Below are 21,092 nucleotides of genomic sequence, written 5' to 3'. Positions count from 1 at the left end.
GAAGCGACCACCAGCACAATGACTTTACCTGCCCGCCCCTCAGCGCTACAATGCCCGCCCTTAATATGGGGGCACTCCCCTAACCGCCTCATTAAGTGAGGCGAGTCTGACCTGTCATCAGAACGAGATAATTATGTTTAAACCGGAACTCCTTTCCCCGGCGGGAACGCTGAAAAATATGCGTTACGCTTTCGCCTATGGCGCAGATGCTGTCTATGCGGGCCAACCGCGTTATTCACTGCGCGTACGCAACAACGAATTCAACCACGAAAACCTGCAGCTCGGCATTAATGAAGCCCATGAACTGGGTAAAAAATTCTATGTGGTGGTTAACATCGCGCCGCACAATGCCAAGCTGAAAACCTTCATTCGTGATTTGAAACCGGTGGTGGAAATGGGGCCGGATGCGCTGATCATGTCGGACCCGGGTCTGATTATGCTGGTGCGCGAGAACTTCCCTGACATGGATATTCACCTGTCGGTGCAGGCTAACGCCGTTAACTGGGCGACGGTCAAATTCTGGAAGCAGATGGGGCTGACCCGCGTGATCCTCTCTCGTGAACTGTCGCTGGAAGAAATTGAAGAGATCCGTACCCAGGTGCCCGATATGGAGATTGAGATCTTCGTTCACGGCGCATTGTGCATGGCCTATTCCGGGCGCTGCCTGCTCTCTGGTTACATCAACAAACGCGACCCGAACCAGGGCACCTGTACCAATGCCTGCCGCTGGGAATACAACGTGCAGGAAGGGAAAGAAGACGTGGTGGGCAATATCGTCCATAAGTACGAGCCGATCCCGGTACAAAACGTCGAACCCACGCTGGGTATTGGCGCGCCGACAGATAAAGTCTTTATGATTGAAGAAGCCCAGCGACCGGGTGAGTACATGACCGCGTTCGAAGACGAGCACGGCACTTACATCATGAACTCGAAGGATTTGCGTGCTATTGCCCACGTTGAACGTCTGACGCAGATGGGCGTGCATTCGCTGAAGATCGAAGGCCGTACCAAGTCATACTATTATTGTGCACGTACCGCGCAGGTTTATCGCAAAGCGATTGATGATGCCGCTGCCGGCAAACCGTTCGACCCGCAACTGCTGGAGACGCTGGAAGGTCTGGCGCATCGCGGTTACACCGAAGGATTCCTGCGCCGCCATACGCATGACGACTATCAGAACTACGAATACGGTTTCTCTGTGTCGGAGCGTCAGCAGTTTGTTGGCGAATTTACCGGCGAACGTAAAGGCGAACTTGCAGCCGTACTGGTGAAAAACAAATTCACCGTCGGCGACAGCCTGGAGTTGATGACCCCACAGGGCAATATCAACTTTACCCTTGAGCAGATGGAAAACGCGAAAGGCGAAGCCATGCCGGTTGCTCCGGGCGATGGTTACACCGTGTGGATGCCGGTACCTGAGGATATCGATCTGAATTATGCCTTGCTAATGCGTAATTTTGCCGGTGAGTCCACACGTAACCCGCATGCTAAGTAGTTAATTACGGTTATTTTTCAGCGATCGGAAGATTCTTAGAAATCGATCACATACCGTTTCGTTCATTAAGGGTATTATCCCACCCGCTGAAAAACATAACCCATAAATGCTAGCTGTACCAGGAACCACCTCCTTAGCCTGCGTAATCTCCCTTACGCAGGCTTATTTTTTGCCTATAATCTTCTGAAATAAATGGATTTATTTCTTCCAATGTCCACACATTGACCACATCGATACACAAAGCCCCGCAATGCGGGGCTTTGTGTTAATAATGACCTGACGAAGAAGTGGTTTCTCTCGCAAGCAAATGTATGATTCAACCCGCAACACAGAGGCTTATCGCACACAACAGTTTCTTAACGAGTTAAGGTTGTCTATTTGCACCATTGCTCACATTTTAAACCCAGCACCCTATAATGGTTCAGGCCAAATGATAAAATTCAGCTAACTATTCCATACAAGAGTAAGATGTTATATGAGCAATAATTGGATATATGTTGGTGCCGATACTGATGATCATCAATGGTCAAAAGTTGGTAAAACAACACTTGGCCTACATACCCGCCATACCTCTTCACAGAGACCAGGATATTTCATTTTCACTGCTTATAATATAATCAATGGTGATGTTCACAAAATTGAATCCGATCTCTTGAATCACTTAGAAAATATGCAAGATATTGAGAGGCAAAATCACTTTAGTACAGGTAGCAAAAGCGAATGCTTTCGCCTAAACCCTATCGAAATGAGTGAGTTAGTCGAATGTTTCATTGAACAACGCTATCCTTCCTCAGTGTATTACGACAATTTGACTAATAGCCTAAGCCGATTTCAATGTATTGATTCGGTGTATCGGCTGTTTGTTCCAAATTTGGTACCTACTCTGGATTTATCAGGCTGGGATACGCAACCGCAAGCAACTCCTCCAAGTAGTTTGAATCTTACGAGTGATCGATATTTTTCCGGTAATCAGGTTGAGACAGTTATAGATTTAGGCGATGGTATGTTTCTTGATCTTGAATCAGGAATGGAATTTTACAGAGATGACGATGGAAATGTTGAGTGGAAAGAATGGAAATAGCACGACTAATCCACTGCAATTTATTTTCTCTCGATGAACCTCAGATACCAGCACTCATCACTTTGCTGTAAGTCATGTGGGTGGATGGAATCAAGGTTGTGCCGCTGAGTGAAGTCGCCACGAAAGATGACTTTTTCAATATCAAAAAGGTGAGCGCCGCTGACCTGCTCGATACACACCGCGTACCGTTCCAGCTCATGGGCGGTAAGCCGGTAAATATTGGCTCAATGGGGGATGTGGAGAAGGTGGCGCGGGTGTTTGTGCGTAACGAGCTGACCCCGCTTCAGGAGCGCTTTAAAGAGATTAACGACTGGCTTGGGATTGAAGTAATAAAATTTAAGGACTACGACCCAGAGTAATTTAAATAAGGGAGTGCATAATGCGCACTCCCCTCCTCATGTGATCGTGACAATTCTATTTCTATATTGATTCTGTAAACTCCGACATATTCCATGCTTATATTCAGAAGAAGAGTAATTAAAAAAACGCTTTGCCAAATTTATAATAAATTTATTATTATTTATCAGTTTTAAAATCTTATCCTCAGTACCAATAAGATTATAACCATCTTCTAATAATTCTTTAGTAACTGAGTTCATACAAGCGTTTGTATTATCTTCGAAGCACCATGAATTTCCTTTAAATTGATAATTGACCTCTCCTCGTATTTCTGAAGGATTAAATCTATGATCATTTACAGCTATAAAATTCTTATGGGAAAGCAAATCAACTTCTAGTGATGAATACTCGGCATGATCTTTTTTGCATTCAACAATTAACTGATTAATTATTTTAACCCATATAGCCCACGCATCTTTATGAGAACCACCTCCCTTTTCATTTTTTATTATTATCAGCTCTTTGCAGTCTAGAGAAAATTCTATTGTACTCAATCCAGAACGTATTCCGTCTAGTGGAACAACTGCCCCCTCTTTGACTTTTTTGATAGCTTTATCATCGATATTCGTCAAGCTATAACCTAATACCCGCATGAGGTAATGGACTGAATAATATGCAGCATAATAATGCTCAACTACTTGCCATGATAAATTATGTTGCTGCACTTGCCGCGATCTATCCAGAGAAACCATCGCAGCAAGAAAGAATTTATGGGCCTCACCGGCAATAAATTTACCAAACTTCACATCATCTATCATCAGCATGTCAATAATCTGAGGTGAAGCAGGAATGGCAGGTGAAGTCGCTGTTGCATGCGTTTTAGTTGAAGCAGGAGAAAACCCTCTCACAAGAAAGTTTAAATTTTCCAAGTTTTCACTAAATCTAGTTACGCTTTTCTTTCTCGCTCCAGCAACGAGATCTCGCGCGGAATAAGAAATTAGCCGTAATAATTTATCATCATTACTCATATTGTCAGATTTTGCTTTAAGAGTTTTTTGTCTAATGCTTCTATCGATTTAGCAGTAGTTCTGCTACTCAATAGAGTGTCAGCATTATTATCAATACTGCGAGAAAGATAACGCTTATGTTCACTAATCAAGGAAAGTTTGTCTGGAGCATTATCAGAAATAATAGATATAATCGCCTTGCTATGTCCTATCAATATTTTAAAAGAAGTTGGCTTAGTAATTAAAGAGTTAAAATCGATAGAGTAATTTTGCAACGCATCTTTTACTGCATACAAATAAGCATTAATAATACCATAAAGATTATCAGGATTGTCAATATTAAATGCTTTTAACAATGGTTTAAAAGCCTCATAGAAAGTTACTTTTGATAATTTAGAACGTTGCTTTTCAAATCGAGACAACTTATTTTTCAAACAACTATCATTCTGCTCTTCAAACAATGTAAATATAACATCAAGAAGAGCTTCATCACTGGTTTCTGTAGCAGCTAATTTCTTTATGTCCAGTAATAACTCTTTAGGAACAGGTTTTTGTTGAGTATTAACATCAATGAATATTTTTGCTTCATGAACGGGAGATAGATCACTAAAAATTACAACGGGCACTCGCAATTTAATCCCATCAAATCCCATTTCGTTTAGCATCCTGAAACCATAAACGCGATGCTGCCCATCTATAATAAGAAATGAAGCAGGATCAACATTAAAACCTACAGTTTTATTTTTACTTAGATATTCAAACCCTGCTTTGGATTGTGCAGAAAGAATAATACTCGAAGGAATAACATTACCTCTACGTATATACTCTGCGATACTCGCTGCCCTTTTTACATCTAATGAACGCTGGAATCCTGATATTGGATCTTCATCACGTGGATTAGTTGAGCAACATTCTGCAATAACATCTATTGGAAGAGTTAATGTGTAAAATTTATGCTGACCTTGCGTGATTAAGGAAGCGCTGAAGAACTCGCGTTCAGCCATGATTCAATCCTATGAAAATTATAATTTGTGTTTACATTGTTGCTCTTACTTGTCAAAAAAACAAGGTATAAGTAACTGGCGCGCAGTGCTATCCCCGCCTCGCCTACCCGCTTTATGGGTCGGTTTTAATGCAGTTGCATGACCACTCTGGATCCGCGCCATCTCTGGCTGCGCACGCCCAGAACGGGCTTCCCCAACGCATGCAAAGCAATGCACCTGTTACATGCACGGCTAAAAAACCGGGAAATTGTGGGAAAATGGAATAATAAAACCTGCTTTAATCGTGCCGGTTGGGGGTGATCTCTACGGGACAGGCTAACGCCTCGCGGGGCTCATTGTTCAACCCCGCTGGCACTGAAAACAAGTTTCAGCACCGGCGGCGTTTGCTATGGTCGACGCAGTGGTGGCTTCGTCATATTTGATGGCCGAAACGCCTTAATTTTCGGATTGCTGATATCGCTGTATTTGCGGTGATTATCCGGACGACACCGGCACACCCGACCAGTTCGTCAGGGGTCAGATTCTCGTTAATCATAATTTGTTGCAGGCGATTCACGACGGCCATCAGCTTAATGTTTTGCGTTGAATGTACCGGCGGCACTGGCATCATTCGCATATGACTCATTTAAACCACCCATTTTTTTAGCATCTGCGACCAGCTTGTCGGAATATTGCCTGACACCATCATCAGCGACATAAGCCCCACCCGAAACGCCGTTAAGTGTTTCATATCCAATAGCCAGCCTTAACGGGTGTAGAAATACCGACTACTCTCTCGATATCTTCCTCGTGTTCATTGACCTCATCAGTCACCTTACGGGCGACCCTGACAGCCCGGCTGTCACGTGGTTTATTCGCACCAACCTGCGCGGCGATATACAGGTCGAACTCCCCCTCATCTGCAGCAACTCGCGCAGCTTCGACACGGTAGTCAAAATCACTGGCGATACTCACGCCGCGCGGTAGCTTTCGCAGCTCTCGATATGCGCCCATTGTCGGCAGGCTAATAGCTTTGAATTGAGGAACGCGCCATGTTGACCCCATGCGGTAACGGCTGCGGCGGTGTCTTTCAGTGGCTTGCCAGTGTCTTTATCAACCGCACCATCAAGGGCATAACCATTGATATTCTTTGAAATATATTTAGCGATATAACCTATTGCACCCCCGCGATTGAGGCGTTTAGATTCAAAGCGTTGTTTCGTCGCCGTCCTCTTTGAGGGCATACCGGCGCATAATCTCGGTGATGGCTTTACGCTGACCGGGTTTGCAAAACAGCATCATGTGCTAGTGCGGCGTTCCGTCGTGGTGCGGTTCTCTGAGGAAGTAGCTGTAATGATTGCGGGTAAGGGTTATCTGTTCCCTGATACCTCATACCCGAAGTTCAGGCGAACAATGAAAGATGTAAAACCGGATCTACCGGATGGACAAGCAACCCACGCATTGCGTCACAGTTTTGCTACCCACTTTATGATTACGGCGGGAGTATCATCACCTTGCAGAGAATACTGGGGCATTCACGGATAGAGCAGACAATGGTCTATGGGTACTTTGCCCGGAGTATCTACAGGATGCTGTTTCACTCAATCCGCTACGTGGTGGTGTTGACTTCCAGAGTGTCCACAGTAGGGTAGTTCATTTGGCTTTCAGTGGTCTTGCGTGCCGCGCAAATGCGCATTGCACCGCTGAAAGCCCATGTTACTTACCCCGAAAAACGCACTTACGCAGGCTTATTTTTTGCCTGCTGGTTTACGCCATCAATCCACAATAAACAACTTTGCTCCCGTTGCGGTTGATGAGCGATGCGCTTCTGCATGATCGGCCACCTGGTAACTCATACCTGGCTTTAGATCGAACGCGCGGCCATCTTCCAGTTCCGTGCGTAACTCACCTTCCAGACAAAACAGAACGTGTCCTTTCGAACACCAATGGTCGGCCAGATATCCCGGCGAATATTCGACAATTCGCACCCGAACATCACCCGCAAAAGCCACTTTCCATGTAGCATATCCAGACTCACCAGGATGCTGCTCGGGAATAACCTGCGACCAGTCGGTCACATGGAATGGAATATTGTCCAGTTTCATCATTTAGCTCCACGGTAAGTCGTCTTCAGGCGAAAAAAAACCGGGCATTACGCCCGGCTCATTAGTGATTAGAACTTAATGTGCGGCTTCTGGCTTGTGCTTTTGCGCACTCTGGAAACCATAGGTCAGCTCATTTTTCTCTTTATCCAACTCAACGGTTACCTGGCCACCATCCACCAGCGAACCAAACAGCAGTTCGTTGGCCAATGGTTTTTTCAGGTTGTCCTGAACAACACGCGTCATTGGACGTGCGCCCATCGCGCGGTCATAGCCTTTCTCAGCCAGCCAGTTACGTGCTTCCTGGCTTACTTCCAGCGAGACGCCTTTCTGATCCAGCTGTACCTGCAACTCGACAATAAACTTATCAACAACCTGATGAATCACCTCGGTAGAGAGATGGTCAAACCAGATAATATTGTCGAGACGGTTACGGAACTCCGGCGTAAACACTTTTTTGATTTCGCCCATCGCATCAGTGCTGTTGTCCTGATGAATAAGCCCAATCGATTTACGCTCGGTCTCACGTACCCCGGCGTTGGTGGTCATGACCAGCACCACATTACGGAAGTCCGCCTTACGGCCATTATTGTCGGTCAGCGTACCGTTATCCATTACCTGCAGCAGCAGGTTAAAGACATCCGGGTGCGCTTTTTCGATTTCATCCAACAGCAGGACCGCATGCGGGTGCTTAATGACCGCGTCGGTCAGCAAACCGCCCTGGTCATAACCGACATATCCCGGAGGCGCACCAATCAGACGGCTGACGGTGTGACGTTCCATATACTCGGACATATCAAAACGCAGCAGCTCAATGCCGAGCGCTTTGGACAGCTGCACCGTGACTTCGGTCTTACCAACGCCAGTCGGTCCGGCAAACAGGAATGAACCGACAGGTTTATGCTCATGGCCGAGACCGGCACGGCTCATTTTGATCGCTTCAGTCAGCGCCTCAATGGCTTTATCTTGTCCGAATACCAGCATTTTCAGACGGTTACCCAGATTTTTCAGCGTATCACGATCGCTCTGCGACACGCTCTTCTCCGGGATACGCGCGATGCGGGCCACCACGGACTCAATATCGGCAACGTTAACGGTTTTCTTGCGTTTGCTGACCGGTAACAGACGCGCACGAGCCCCCGCTTCATCGATCACATCAATGGCTTTATCCGGCAGATGACGATCGTTGATGTATTTCACCGCCAGTTCGACCGCGGCACGCACCGCTTTCGCGGTGTAACGAACGTCATGGTGCGCTTCGTATTTCGGTTTCAGACCGTTGATAATCTGCACGGTCTCTTCTACCGACGGCTCAGTGATATCAATTTTCTGGAAACGGCGCGCTAACGCCCGGTCCTTCTCAAAAATATTGCTGAATTCCTGATAGGTCGTGGAGCCTATCACACGGATTTTACCGCTGGAGAGCAGAGGCTTGATTAAGTTCGCCGCATCCACCTGGCCACCCGATGCCGCACCCGCACCGATAATGGTGTGGATCTCATCAATAAACAGGATGCTGTTGGTATCCTGTTCCAGCTGTTTCAGCAGCGCCTTAAAGCGTTTTTCAAAATCGCCACGGTATTTGGTGCCCGCCAGCAGCGACCCGATATCCAGAGAGTAAAGGGTGCAGTCCGCCATAACTTCCGGCACGTCGCCCTGGACAATACGCCAGGCAAGGCCTTCGGCAATCGCGGTTTTACCGACGCCAGATTCACCCACCAACAGCGGGTTGTTTTTTCTACGGCGGCAGAGTACCTGAATGGCGCGCTCCAGCTCTTTTTCCCGGCCAATGAGCGGATCAATTCCACCCACACGGGCAAGCTGGTTAAGGTTAGTCGTGAAGTTCTCCATACGGTCCTCCCCGCCAGCTTGCTCTTCGTTATTTGGCTGATTCCCGGAGTCAGAAGACTGACTTGGTTCGTCTTTGCGCGTGCCATGAGAAATAAAATTCACCACGTCCAGACGACTCACTTCATGCTTACGCAGCAGATAGGCCGCCTGAGATTCCTGCTCGCTAAAGATAGCTACCAGAACATTTGCGCCGGTAACTTCATTGCGCCCGGAGGACTGAACATGAAAGACCGCGCGTTGCAGTACACGCTGAAAACTCAACGTTGGCTGCGTGTCGCGCTCTTCTTCACTGGCAGGCAATACGGGTGTGGTTTGTTCAATGAAGGCTTCGAGTTCCTGACGGAGCGCCACCAGATCCACAGAACACGCTTCCAGCGCTTCGCGGGCCGATGGGTTACTGAGCAACGCCAGTAACAAGTGCTCGACGGTCATAAACTCATGTCGGTGCTCGCGCGCTCTGGCGAAAGCCATGTTTAAACTGAGTTCCAGTTCTTGATTGAGCATAGGCACCTCCCCCAATATTTATGCCTGCATTCAGGCTTTTTCCAGCGTACACAGCAACGGATGCTCGTTCTCCCTTGCATATTTGTTCACCATCGCGACTTTGGTTTCAGCCACTTCGGCAGTGAATACGCCGCAGATAGCTTTACCTTGATAGTGAACTGCAAGCATCAGTTGCGTTGCACGTTCTACATCATAAGAAAAGAATTTTTGTAACACGTCAATAACAAACTCCATCGGAGTGTAATCATCATTGATTAATATCACTTTATACATAGATGGCGGTTTTAGCGCGTCGCGCAATTTGTCTTCCGCCAGCAGATCGAAATCCAGCCAGTCGTTCGTCTTACTCATTGTCAGTCGTCATCTTCAGTTACGGTTTCCGGCAGAAAATGTTGCCGCTGACAAGCAGCCTATGCACACAATCAATCTACCTCAAGTATTAGATAACTATCATCTATTAGTGCCATCCGCGACATCTGTCACAGAACCGACAATAGCGTTAACTGCTTCAAATTTTGATGCATTTTTACCCTATTCCATCCGTCTGACGCTTGACGCCCCGCCTGATTTCTCTAAATTGTAGTTTCGAGAGTTGGCGAGGTTTTGAACAGCCCCCACTCCGCAACCGGTTCATTCCATCTTACTTATATAAGATCTACGAAGGATGTCGAAGTATGGAAACGGGTACTGTTAAGTGGTTCAACAACGCCAAAGGGTTTGGTTTCATCTGCCCCGAAGGCGGCGGCGAAGACATTTTCGCCCATTACTCCACCATTCAGATGGATGGTTACAGAACGCTAAAAGCCGGACAGTCTGTCCAGTTTGATGTCCACCAGGGGCCAAAAGGCAATCATGCCAGTGTCATCGTGCCTGTCATTGAAGCAGAAGCCGTCGCTTAACCCTTCTGTTTCATTGTGTACATCCCGCAGTCAAAATGCCAGCCTTTGCGGCTGGCATTTTTATCTCTGTAACATTATTCCCGCGCCAACGCATCTACCGGATCAAGCCGCGCCGCATTACGCGCCGGTAACCAGCCAAACAAAATTCCGGTAGCGGTTGAGCACAGGAATGCCGTGAGCAGCGCAACGGGTGAGAAGCCAATTTCCCAGCCGGGCAGGAATAACTGTAGCGTAAAGGCGATCAGCATCGACAACGTGATGCCCAACGCGCCGCCAACCAGACATACCAGCACCGCTTCAATGAGGAACTGTTGCAGCACATCACTGGCGCGCGCGCCAACCGCCATACGAATGCCAATCTCGCGCGTTCGTTCGGTTACCGAAACCAGCATAATATTCATCACGCCGATTCCACCTACCACCAGCGAAATGACCGCCACCAGCGTCAGGAAGAGTTGTAATGTACGTGTGGTCTTTTCGGCGGTTTTCAAGACGCCGTCCATATTCCAGGTAAAGAAATCTTTCTTCCCATGGCGTAACGACAACAGACGGGTAAGTTGCTGCTCAGCCTGAGCGCTATCAAAACCGTCCTTCACTCGCACGGTGATTGAGTTCAGCCACGATTGCCCCATAATTCGCCCGGACATGGTGCTGTAAGGCAGCCAGACCCGCAGGATCTTACTACTGCCGAACATCGACTGTTTCTCCTCTGCAACACCAATCACCGTAGCAGGCATATTTCCCACCAAAATGACCTCGCCCACCACCTTCGCTTTGTTGGGGAACAACTGACGTCGGGTATTACTGTCAAGCACCACCACCTGCGCCCGGCCAGCCAGTTGCTCAGCGTTAAAGGTGGTGCCTTCGCTAAACGTCATGCCATAGACATTGAAATAGTCGCCGCTAACGCCGTTCGCACTGGCTGCCACGTCAATATTACCGTAGCGTAACCGCAGGTTCTTCGACACCGCAGGCGTCACCGAACTTACCCAGGGCTGTTTCTGCAGCGCGGTTAAATCGTCATATTTCAGCGCCTGTTGATACTGCGGATCGTCATCGCCGAAATCTTTGCCTGGATAGATATCAATGGTATTGGTACCGATAGCGCGAATGTCTGCCAGCACCAGCTGTTTTGCCGCATCCCCCACCACCACAATTGAAACCACCGAAGCAATACCGATGATAATCCCTAGCATGGTCAGCAGCGTACGCATCTTATTCGCAGCCATTGCCAGCCAGGCCATGGTGAGCGCTTCGCGAAAACCGCTGATAAACTGACTCCAGCCGGATACTGTTTTCACTGTCGACTCGGAGATTTCGCGTCCGCCAGAAGATTTGTGCGGCGGCGGATTACGTACGATCTCTCCGTCGCGAATTTCAATGACGCGCTCGGCCTGCGCGGCGACCTGGCTGTCGTGCGTAACGATAATTACCGTATGGCCGCGATCGCGAAGTTGATGCAAAATCGCCATCACCTCTTCGCCAGAATGGCTATCCAACGCGCCGGTGGGTTCGTCGGCCAGGATCACCTGCCCACCGTTCATCAACGCACGCGCAATACTGACCCGCTGCTGCTGACCACCGGAAAGCTGGGAAGGCTGATAATCAACCCTGTCGCCCAGCCCCAGCCGCTGGAGTAATTCCTGCGCACGAGCCAGACGTTGCTTACGTTCAGTCCCGGCATAGACCGCTGGCACCTCAACATTTTGCGCGGCGCTCAAATGCGACAGCAAATGATAACGCTGGAAGATAAAACCGAAATGCTCGCGTCGCAGCTGCGCTAACGCATCACTATCGAGAGTGGAGACATCGCGCCCGGCCACCCGATACGTGCCGCTGGTAGGTTTATCGAGACAGCCGAGAATATTCATCAGCGTCGATTTACCCGAACCAGACGCGCCGACAATCGCCACCATTTCACCGGCCTGAATGCTCAAGGAAACGTCCTTTAACACCTCGACCTGTCCTTCGCCTGACGGGTAACTGCGGCGGATATTGCTCAGCTCAAGCAATGCCGTCATTTCGCCGCTCCTGGATTGCCCTCGCCGGTAATGACTTCATCTCCCTCTTCCAGCCCCTTCACAATCTCCACATCGGTGTCATTGCGCGCGCCGATCACCACCTCACGCTCGCGGGTTTCGCCGTTACGCAGCAGCCTGACGTTATAGCGATTATTGCCAATAGGATCGCCCAGCGCCGACAGCGGGATGGTCAGGACATTTTTGACATCCGTGAGCTGAATATGGACCTGTGCGGTCATATCCAGACGCAGGATCCCTTTCGGGTTAGGCACTTCAAAGCGGGCATAGTAGAAAATCGCATCATTCACTTTTTCCGGCGTCGGCAGGACATCTTTCAGCGTACCTTCGTAGCGCGTCTGCGGATCGCCCAGGACGGTGAACCAGGCTTTTTGTCCGGGATGCAGGTGAATAACATCCGCCTCGGAAACCTGCGCTTTCACCAGCATGGTACTCATGTCTGCTAACGTCAGAATGTTAGGCGCCTGCTGGGCGGCAATAACGGTTTGTCCTTGCAGGGTGGTTATTTGCGTAACCTCACCCGCCATCGGCGCCACAATGCGGGTGTAATCAAGGTTGGTCTTTGCTGTATCAAGAGAGGCTTGATTACGCTTAATCTGCGCATCAATGGTGCCGATTTGCGCCTGTTTGACCGCCATCTCGGTAGCCGCGGTATCGAGATCCTGTTGTGAAACCGCCTGGGTTTTCGCCAACTGTTGCTGACGGGAAAGCGTCACCCGCGCCAGCTTCCACTCGGCTTCAGCCTGTAAACGCTGAGCGCGTAATTCCATCAGCGTCGCTTCAACCTCTTTGATCTGGTTTTGCGCCTGTTCAGGATCGATAACGCCAAGCAGTTGATCTTTTTTTACTTTATCGCCAATCGCGACCGACAGCGTTTTTAACTGCCCACTGACCTGCGCCCCGACGTCAACTTTTCGCAGCGCATCCAGTTTCCCGGTTGCCAGTACGCTTTGCTGAAGATCGCCTGGACGAACAATTAACGTTTGATACTGAGGTAAAGGCGCATTAAGCGTTCGCCATAGTGCAATTATCGCCACAATAAGGATGATAGCGAAGATAAAATAGCGTTTTTTGATTTTTCCCTTGAGCTTCATAAATGTCCCAATTCCCCCAATACGTCCATCAGAGTGGAGTGTTAAACGTCAACGTTAAATAAATAGCAGTTGAAAAGCGCAAGAATAACAGAGTTATTGATGAATGGTTAAGATCCGCTGTGCTGAAATTAATGCCAGGGTATCAATCGGATTTATATTATGAGTCAACTAACTGAAAGCGCTTTTCTTTCCAGCAAACCCATCACCAGCCTGAGTCTTTTTTACAGCCTGAGCCGCGGTCAATTACGGCCTGCACAGTGTTGGGATAAACGGAGCTTTCGGCGTAAGTTTATCTGGCGTTCATTGCTGATACCTCGCCTTACCCAGGAATGGATGACTGAACTGGCGCAGTGGCCGGAGCTTGAAGACCTGCTCGCCCGTCAACCCCGACTGCCCGTTCGTCTGCATCGTCCTTACCTTGCCGCCAACTTCGATCCCAGAATGCGATTAGATGCGGTGCGTTTTCATTATCATGTTATCCGCCATGCATTTTTACCTGGTGAATTTAACGCTTTATTAAGTCATGACGGCTTACAGTTGGCGCAAATTGCAGGCAAAGATAACGAGATATTTACCGTGACCATGATGATGTTTCCGGTACTGGATAAAGAAGGTGAAAGTACCATTCTGGTACGAAATGGCGATGGTGACGAGCTGACTAAAATGACATTTACGTTCTGCGAATATAATGGGAAAAGTACATTATTTATCGGCGGCATGCAGGGCAATTCACAACTTCCGCACGAAGCAACACAAAAAGCGACCAAATCCTGCCACGGAATATTCCCCAAACGCCTTGTTATGGAAGCCATTTGTCGTTTAGCGGAACAATTGAATATCGAAAAGGTAATGGCTGTCAGTAACGAGCAGCATATCTTTCGCAGTCCGCGTTACAACGATAAAAACAAAGTGATTCTTTCCGACTACAACGCATTTTGGGCGTCGCTTGGCGGCGAGTGCGACAGCCGCGGGTACTATCATATTCCGCGTGCGCTGGCACGAAAAAGCGAAGCGGAGATTGCCAGTAAAAAACGCGCAGAATACCGCCGTCGCTATCAGCTACTGGACAGCATCCACGCGCAGCTGTCGTCGATGTTTCGCCACTAATCCGCTCTGCCGCGTGCCAGCCACAGCACGCGGGAAAACATTTTCCGCAACAAAGTGGGAACGGCGTCTACACCACGCCGCCCTGCTTCCATCGCCACCTCGATCGCCAGATCCGGTTTTGACGAATGATGAATCGCCTTGGAGATAATTTTGCGCATATTCATTGGCACGTTTTCCGGGATCTGCGCGACGCGATGAAAGACATCGGCGAACCCCTGACGATACATAAAGTGTTCCATATCCAGCGCGGGGAGCATGGTTAAATGATCGCGCTCCTCCTCTCTGTCGTTATTCAATAAACCGCGCACCGTGGCGGCATACTTTTTCCCCGCTTCATCGCCATCGACCAGCACGTGCCATTCAATTCCCATCCGGCGGGCAAACTTAACCAGTGGTTTAAGGCCTGACTGAGCAAATTCAATGACTTTAATGCCTTCCGCATCAAAGTGGTGTCCGCACTGGCGGGCCAGCTCGTTAATGACCCAGGTTTCCGTTTCGCCTTCCACCAGCAGCCAGCAGCGGGCAAACAGTGAAGATGCGCGATTGAAACGAATATGGAAAGCAATACGCCGACCGTCCTCCGCGCTGATCCCACCCGGCCCCAGTCGCCAGGCGGCGACGCGGGATGACTCACGCACCAGACGGACAACATGTTCCACCGGCGTGAGAGACAGCAACTCACCGGAGTTGGTGGTCGCCACCCGCTGGAGAGGAAGTAGATTCAGCAGGTGCCAGGCAACCGACAACATGATGGGATGTAAACGCGTTTCCGGGTCTTCTATCAGCAATAAAGGCCGGGCATCTTTATCCAGCCTTAACGTGCCTTTGGCCTGCAACAGCGTCGAGAACAGTCCCAACAGGATAACGCGATGCGTTCGTCCGCCAGGTTTATCAATCATGCGGTTAATGATATCCAGATAGCGCCAGCTACGTTGCTCATTATTGGAGCGGCGGCGCATCAGGCGATAGCGGGACTGACCAGAACCCTGCTCAGAAAAATAGTGCTCTAATAGCTGCACCATAGCCGACAGCCCCTGACGAATCTGCCCATCGGTCAGGTTTTGTGGTCGGGTAGCCAGTTCACGCGCCAGAAAATCCAGCTGGCGAGCGGTCACTTCAACATCCGCCGAATCCGGCACCGTACCGTTACGAATGCGCCGCATAAAACGCGCGTCACGCAGACGCAACACAGGCATCAGACGCACGAGATGCCGCGCCAGATCGTTAATGTCGTCGAGATTTAGCGGATGACCATCACTATCAAGAAAACTACGTAGCGTCAGGACGGTCCCATCATCCGCGCATTCGCCCTCCAGACGATAGAATATACGGTGATAGCTATCGTGGCACGGCGTCCAGCAGGCTTCCAGAGGACGGTAGCGACGAACCCGATGACGGCCCGGCTGAGATTCACGAAACGTCAGGATAATGTGCAAATGATGTTCCCGGCCCTGTATATCCCCCGGCGGGAACCAAAAATCATCGCGGTCAAAGTGGTACAAATCAGATTCCGGCGACAGCAGCAAGGTTAAGGCATCCAGCAGACTGGACTTCCCCCACGCGTTCTCCCCAATCAGTACGTTACTCTGCTCAAGCATCAACGACAGGCGGTTAATACCACGAAATCCAACAATCTCAACGCGTTCGAGAATCATATAGCCTCCGGAAATGCTAACTTTTTCCTTCAAGTTATCAGGAGTATAACGTTAACCGAGCGCTCAGGGCACCCGATATCATCAGGAGGTTAATCGCAGAAATCAAAAAAATTAAGAATATTCTTCTTATGTTTTCCTGTGATTATAATTTCTGAGCTCAATCATCATTTTTAGCTAATTGAACTATGCTTCATTCATCCAATATTCAAAAAGGAATCACGACATATTGCCTTAAATCAAATTTTTTCATCAATTTAACTGGCGAAGGGATGATGTTTTTTTCTAAAATACCCGCTCTTTCATCATCGTCCCTTTAAGCGATGAATTACCGGGCAAGGAATACGAACCCGGAACTTTTAATTGAGGTGGTTATGTTCAGGAAATTAGCAGCCGAATTCTTCGGTACGTTTTGGCTCGTCTTTGGTGGGTGCGGTAGCGCAGTACTGGCCGCAGCATTCCCGGAATTGGGAATTGGATTCACCGGTGTCGCATTGGCATTTGGTCTGACCGTATTAACTATGGCCTTTGCCGTGGGCCATATTTCAGGTGGACATTTTAACCCGGCAGTAACCTTCGGTTTATGGGCTGGCGGTCGCTTCCCGGCGAAAGACGTTATTGGATATGTTATTGCGCAGGTTGTGGGCGGTATTGTTGCAGCTGCGGCTCTGTATCTAATTGCCAGCGGTAAAGCAGGTTTTGATGCAACCGCCAGCGGTTTTGCTTCGAACGGCTTTGGTGATCATTCACCTGGCGGTTATTCCATGCTTTCTGCTGTTGTAATTGAAATTATTCTGACCGCTGGTTTCTTATTAGTGATCCACGGCGCGACCGACAAACATGCTCCGGCAGGTTTTGCCCCTATTGCAATCGGTCTGGCGTTAACACTGATCCACTTGATCAGCATTCCAGTCACTAATACCTCCGTAAACCCGGCACGTAGTACCGCAGTTGCCATTTTCCAGGGCGGCTGGGCATTGCAACAATTGTGGTTCTTCTGGGTCATGCCAATTATCGGTGGGGTTCTCGGTGGTCTTATTTACCGCACTCTGCTGGAAAAACGCGATTAATCGATAACAAAAAGGCCTGGCGAAAGTCAGGCCTTTTTTTCCTCGCTATATTTCCTTTTATTTGCAACTTTACTCCCCTCTTTGCATTGAGTAGTGTGTGCTTGCGCATTTCGTCTTACATCTCAGCAAGGATCGGGTTTTCATGTTTTCAGGGCTGTTAATCATTCTGGTTCCCCTTATTGTGGGCTACCTTATTCCACTTCGGCACATGGGCGCACTAAAACTCATCAATCGCCTGTTGAGCTGGATCGTCTACCTTATTCTCTTTTTTATGGGCATCAGCCTGGCGTTTCTGGATAATCTCGCCAGCAACCTGTTAGCCATACTTCATTATTCTGCTGTCAGCGTGACGGTTATTTTGCTGTGTAATATCGCCGCGCTGTTCTGGCTGGAGCGTTCACTGCCCTGGCGGCATAACCATCAGCAAGAGAAACTACCGTCGCGGATCGCGATGGCGTTTGAGTCGCTCCAGCTTTGCGGGGTTGTCGTGGTGGGCTTCCTGCTGGGTCTCACCGGTCTTTCCTTTTTGCAGCACGCCACCGAAGCCAGCGAATATACGTTAATCTTTTTACTGTTCCTGGTGGGGATTCAGCTTCGCAACAGCGGCATGACCCTCAAGCAAATCGTGCTGAATCGCCGGGGCATGATTGTTGCCGCCGTCGTCGTCGCCAGTTCGATGCTGGCGGGGGTTATCAATGCGTTGATCCTCGGCCTGCCGGTCAAAACCGCGATGGCGATGGCGTCAGGTTTTGGCTGGTATTCGCTGTCCGGTATTCTGTTAACCGAATCGTTCGGGCCGGTGATTGGCAGTGCCGCCTTCTTTAATGACCTGGCGCGTGAACTGATTGCCATTATGTTGATTCCCGGCATGGTGGGCCGCAGTCGCTCTACCGCGTTGGGGCTATGCGGGGCCACATCGATGGATTTCACCCTGCCGGTTTTACAACGCAGCGGTGGACTGGAAATGGTTCCGGCAGCCATCGTGCACGGTTTTATCCTGAGTCTGTTAGTCCCTCTGTTAATGGCATTTTTCTCCGCCTGACCCTCAAACAAATACCTCTCTGGCGGTAGTCGGCTACCGCCAAAATTGCGCTAAATCAATCTCCTTGCAAGTTGTAGTAGAAATCCCTTTTATCCCTGCGCGCACAGGCATAACCTTAAACATGTATATCAAATATAACTTTAAAAGGTGTGACCATGTTTTGTGTGCAATGTGAACAAACCATCCGTACTCCGGCAGGGAACGGCTGCTCTTACGCGCAGGGTATGTGCGGTAAAACGGCTGAAACCTCCGATTTGCAGGATCTGCTGATTGCTTCCCTACAAGGTCTGTCTGCATGGGCTGTTAAAGCGCGTGAATACGGCATCATCGACCATGACGTTGATAGCTTCGCACCGCGTGCGTTCTTCTCCACGCTGACCAACGTTAACTTCGACTCCCCGCGTATTGTTGGCTATGCCCGTGAAGCAATTGCCATGCGCGACGCGCTGAAAGCACAATGTCTGAACATCGATGCGAACGCAGCGGTCGACAACCCGATGGCCGACCTGCAACTGGTCAGCGACGATCTGGGCGACCTGCAACGTCAGGCAGCGGAATTTACCCCGAACAAAGACAAAGCGGCCATCGGCGAGAACATTCTCGGCCTGCGCCTGCTGTGCCTGTACGGTCTGAAAGGTGCCGCGGCTTACATGGAGCACGCGCACGTTCTCGGTCAGTACGACAACGACATCTACGCCCAGTACCACAAAATTATGGCGTGGCTGGGGACCTGGCCTGCCGACATGAACGCTTTGCTGGAGTGTTCTATGGAAATCGGCCAGATGAACTTCAAAGTGATGAGCATCCTGGACGCCGGTGAAACCACTAAATACGGTCACCCGACGCCGACTCAGGTCAATGTTAAAGCCACCGTTGGTAAATGCATCCTGATCTCCGGTCACGACCTGAAAGATCTCTACAACCTGCTGGAGCAGACCGAAGGTACCGGTGTTAACGTCTATACCCACGGCGAAATGCTGCCGGCACACGGCTACCCGGAACTGCGCAAGTTCAAACATCTGATTGGTAACTATGGCAGCGGCTGGCAGAACCAGCAGGTTGAGTTCGCTCGCTTCCCTGGGCCAATCGTGATGACCTCTAACTGCATCATCGACCCAACCGTGGGCGCCTACGACGACCGTATCTGGACCCGTAGCATCGTCGGCTGGCCGGGTGTGAGCCACCTCGAAGGCGACAACTTCGGTCCGGTCATCGCTCAGGCACAACAGATGGCTGGCTTCCCGTACAGCGAAATCCCGCACCTGATCACCGTAGGTTTCGGTCGTCAGACGCTGCTGAGCGCTGCGGATACGCTGATCGACCTGGTCAGCCGTGAAAAACTGCGTCATATCTTCCTGGTCGGCGGCTGCGATGGCGCGCGCGGCGAACGTAACTACTTCACCGACTTCGCCACCAGTGTCCCGGACGACTGTCTGATCCTGACCCTGGCGTGCGGTAAATACCGTTTCAACAAACTGGAGTTCGGCGATATCGAAGGCCTGCCGCGTCTGGTCGATGCCGGTCAGTGTAACGATGCTTACTCTGCCATCATCCTGGCGGTCACTCTGGCAGAGAAGCTGGGCTGCGGCGTCAACGACCTGCCGCTGTCTCTGGTGCTCTCCTGGTTCGAACAGAAAGCGATAGTGATTCTGCTGACCCTGCTGTCGCTGGGTGTGAAAAACATCGTCACTGGCCCAACAGCGCCTGGCTTCTTCACGCCGGATCTGCTGGCTGTGCTCAACGAGAAATTCGGTCTGCGTTCCGTCACCACCGTTGAAGAAGACATGAAGCAGTTGCTGAGCGCGTAAGGAGTAAAGAATGACAATGCCAACTCATCAGTGCCCATGGCGGATGCAGGTGCATCACATCCATCAGGAAACGCCGGATGTATGGACGATTTCGTTGCTGTGCCACGACTATTATCCGTACCGCGCCGGGCAGTATGCACTGGTCAGCGTACGTAACTCAGCCCAGACGCTGCGTGCTTACACCATTTCATCTACCCCGGGAGTAAGCGAGTACATTACGCTGACCGTTCGCCGGATTGACGATGGCGCAGGTTCACAGTGGCTGACCCGTGACGTGAAGCGCGGCGACTATATCTGGCTGTCCGATGCCATGGGTGAATTTACCTGTGAAGATAAGGCGGAAGATAAGTTCCTGATGCTGGCTGCCGGTTGCGGCGTGACGCCAATCATGTCAATGCGTCGCTGGTTGGCAAAGTACCGCCCACAGGCCGATGTGCAGGTGATCTTTAACGTTCGTTCACCGCAAGATGTTATTTTTGCCGACGAATGGCGTGACTATCCGGTGACGCTAGTCGCTGAAAACAATGCCACCCACGGTTTTGTTTCTGGCCGACTGACGACCGATCTGCTGAAAAGCGTGCCGGATCTGGTCTCTCGTACCGTGATGACCTGCGGCCCGGCGCCGTATATGGATCTGGTCGAGAAAGAAGTCAAAGCACTGGGCGTGACGCGCTTCTTTAAAGAGCAGTTCTTCACGCCAGTTGCCGAGGCCGCCACCAGCGGTCTGAAGTTCACCAAGCTGCAACCGGCGAAAGAGTTTTACGCGCCGGTGGGCAGTACGCTGCTGGACGCGCTGGAAAGCAATAAAGTGCCGGTCGTTGCCGCATGTCGTGCGGGCGTTTGCGGCTGCTGCAAAACCAAAGTGGTTGACGGTAACTACACGGTCAGCAGCACCATGACGCTGACGGATGCAGAAATAGCCGAAGGCTATGTACTGGCCTGCTCCTGTCATCCGCAGAGCGATTTAGTACTCGCTTAATCTGTAAAATACTCCTTCGTAGCTGCTCCAGGCCGGATAA

Annotated in this window: 16 protein-coding genes and 3 pseudogenes; 10 read left to right on the top strand and 9 right to left on the bottom strand. The window is 49.9% G+C overall.

The features are described 5' to 3' along the window. The first annotated feature begins 133 nt into the window (after window positions 1–133). From yegQ to M4I31_RS08645, 3 genes and pseudogenes are all read left to right on the top strand, one after another. On the top strand, window positions 134–1,495 hold the full coding sequence (gene yegQ / locus M4I31_RS08655) for a tRNA 5-hydroxyuridine modification protein YegQ (protein WP_006683890.1): 1,362 nt from the start codon (window positions 134–136) through the stop codon (window positions 1,493–1,495). A 475-nt stretch (window positions 1,496–1,970) separates the two neighbouring features. After that, window positions 1,971–2,576, top strand: a complete 606-nt coding sequence (locus M4I31_RS08650; protein WP_006683889.1) for a GIY-YIG nuclease family protein — start codon at window positions 1,971–1,973, stop codon at window positions 2,574–2,576. An 83-nt stretch (window positions 2,577–2,659) separates the two neighbouring features. Beyond that, window positions 2,660–2,935: pseudogene (locus tag M4I31_RS08645) on the top strand (Presumed portal vertex protein); the annotation flags it as partial. A gap of 36 nt (window positions 2,936–2,971) precedes the next feature. Here the strand turns inward: M4I31_RS08645 and M4I31_RS08640 are convergent. From M4I31_RS08640 to M4I31_RS08625, 3 genes and pseudogenes are all read right to left on the bottom strand, one after another. Beyond that, window positions 2,972–3,943, bottom strand: coding sequence for a hypothetical protein (locus M4I31_RS08640; RefSeq protein WP_085653147.1), 972 nt, complete (start codon window positions 3,941–3,943; stop codon window positions 2,972–2,974). Further along, complete coding sequence (locus tag M4I31_RS08635; RefSeq protein ID WP_085047910.1) at window positions 3,940–4,926, bottom strand: DGQHR domain-containing protein; 987 nt, start codon at window positions 4,924–4,926, stop codon at window positions 3,940–3,942. The genes M4I31_RS08640 and M4I31_RS08635 overlap by 4 nt, the downstream gene beginning before the upstream one ends. 750 nt (window positions 4,927–5,676) lie before the next feature. After that, window positions 5,677–6,243: pseudogene (locus M4I31_RS08625) on the bottom strand (replication endonuclease); the annotation flags it as partial. Here M4I31_RS08625 and M4I31_RS08620 point away from each other — a divergent pair. Next, window positions 6,232–6,550 (top strand): annotated as a pseudogene (locus M4I31_RS08620) (tyrosine-type recombinase/integrase); the annotation flags it as partial. The pseudogenes M4I31_RS08625 and M4I31_RS08620 overlap by 12 nt on opposite strands. Window positions 6,551–6,680: 130 nt before the next feature. Here M4I31_RS08620 and M4I31_RS08615 read toward each other — a convergent pair. From M4I31_RS08615 to clpS, 3 genes are all read right to left on the bottom strand, one after another. After that, the gene (locus M4I31_RS08615) at window positions 6,681–7,010 is read right to left on the bottom strand and encodes a DHCW motif cupin fold protein (RefSeq protein ID WP_032939562.1); all 330 of its coding nucleotides are present in this window, start codon (window positions 7,008–7,010) and stop codon (window positions 6,681–6,683) included. A gap of 75 nt (window positions 7,011–7,085) precedes the next feature. Then, window positions 7,086–9,362, bottom strand: coding sequence for an ATP-dependent Clp protease ATP-binding subunit ClpA (clpA, locus tag M4I31_RS08610; protein ID WP_038641840.1), 2,277 nt, complete (start codon window positions 9,360–9,362; stop codon window positions 7,086–7,088). Window positions 9,363–9,392: 30 nt separating this feature from the next. After that, window positions 9,393–9,713, bottom strand: coding sequence for an ATP-dependent Clp protease adapter ClpS (gene clpS / locus M4I31_RS08605; protein WP_006683877.1), 321 nt, complete (start codon window positions 9,711–9,713; stop codon window positions 9,393–9,395). Window positions 9,714–10,036: 323 nt separating this feature from the next. Here clpS and cspD point away from each other — a divergent pair, with 323 nt between their 5' ends. Then, the gene (gene cspD, locus M4I31_RS08600; protein WP_003036813.1) at window positions 10,037–10,261 is read left to right on the top strand and encodes a cold shock-like protein CspD; all 225 of its coding nucleotides are present in this window, start codon (window positions 10,037–10,039) and stop codon (window positions 10,259–10,261) included. 74 nt (window positions 10,262–10,335) lie between these two features. Here cspD and macB read toward each other — a convergent pair whose 3' ends face one another. Further along, the gene (gene macB / locus M4I31_RS08595) at window positions 10,336–12,282 is read right to left on the bottom strand and encodes a macrolide ABC transporter ATP-binding protein/permease MacB (RefSeq protein WP_085047909.1); all 1,947 of its coding nucleotides are present in this window, start codon (window positions 12,280–12,282) and stop codon (window positions 10,336–10,338) included. After that, complete coding sequence (macA, locus tag M4I31_RS08590; RefSeq protein ID WP_038641845.1) at window positions 12,279–13,394, bottom strand: macrolide transporter subunit MacA; 1,116 nt, start codon at window positions 13,392–13,394, stop codon at window positions 12,279–12,281. The genes macB and macA overlap by 4 nt, the downstream gene beginning before the upstream one ends. Before the next feature lie 159 nt (window positions 13,395–13,553). Here macA and M4I31_RS08585 point away from each other — a divergent pair, with 159 nt between their 5' ends. Then, a complete protein-coding gene (locus M4I31_RS08585) occupies window positions 13,554–14,501 on the top strand; it encodes a VirK/YbjX family protein (RefSeq protein ID WP_085047908.1) in 948 nt (315 codons plus the stop codon). On the opposite strand, the gene M4I31_RS08580 is transcribed toward M4I31_RS08585, so the two are convergent. After that, complete coding sequence (locus tag M4I31_RS08580) at window positions 14,498–16,156, bottom strand: ATP-dependent endonuclease (RefSeq protein ID WP_085047907.1); 1,659 nt, start codon at window positions 16,154–16,156, stop codon at window positions 14,498–14,500. The genes M4I31_RS08585 and M4I31_RS08580 overlap by 4 nt on opposite strands. 371 nt (window positions 16,157–16,527) lie before the next feature. Here M4I31_RS08580 and aqpZ point away from each other — a divergent pair, with 371 nt between their 5' ends. The 4 genes from aqpZ to hcr all read left to right on the top strand — a co-directional run bounded on the left by aqpZ (window position 16,528) and on the right by hcr (window position 21,052). Then, entirely contained in the window at window positions 16,528–17,223 is a 696-nt protein-coding gene (aqpZ, locus tag M4I31_RS08575; protein WP_038641851.1) for an aquaporin Z, read from the top strand. 142 nt (window positions 17,224–17,365) lie between these two features. Further along, on the top strand, window positions 17,366–18,265 hold the full coding sequence (locus M4I31_RS08570; RefSeq protein ID WP_085047906.1) for a lysine exporter LysO family protein: 900 nt from the start codon (window positions 17,366–17,368) through the stop codon (window positions 18,263–18,265). A 155-nt stretch (window positions 18,266–18,420) separates the two neighbouring features. Continuing rightward, window positions 18,421–20,073, top strand: a complete 1,653-nt coding sequence (hcp, locus tag M4I31_RS08565) for a hydroxylamine reductase (RefSeq protein ID WP_085047905.1) — start codon at window positions 18,421–18,423, stop codon at window positions 20,071–20,073. A 10-nt stretch (window positions 20,074–20,083) separates the two neighbouring features. Further along, complete coding sequence (hcr, locus tag M4I31_RS08560; RefSeq protein ID WP_069323474.1) at window positions 20,084–21,052, top strand: NADH oxidoreductase; 969 nt, start codon at window positions 20,084–20,086, stop codon at window positions 21,050–21,052. The last annotated feature ends 40 nt before the right edge of the window (window positions 21,053–21,092 follow it).

Source organism: Citrobacter sp. XT1-2-2 (assembly GCF_023516235.1).
In the GTDB taxonomy this organism is placed as follows: Bacteria; Pseudomonadota; Gammaproteobacteria; order Enterobacterales; family Enterobacteriaceae; genus Citrobacter; species Citrobacter werkmanii.
The sequence above is the reverse complement of the archived record's forward strand: the minus strand, read 5'-3'. Positions and strand labels throughout refer to the sequence as shown.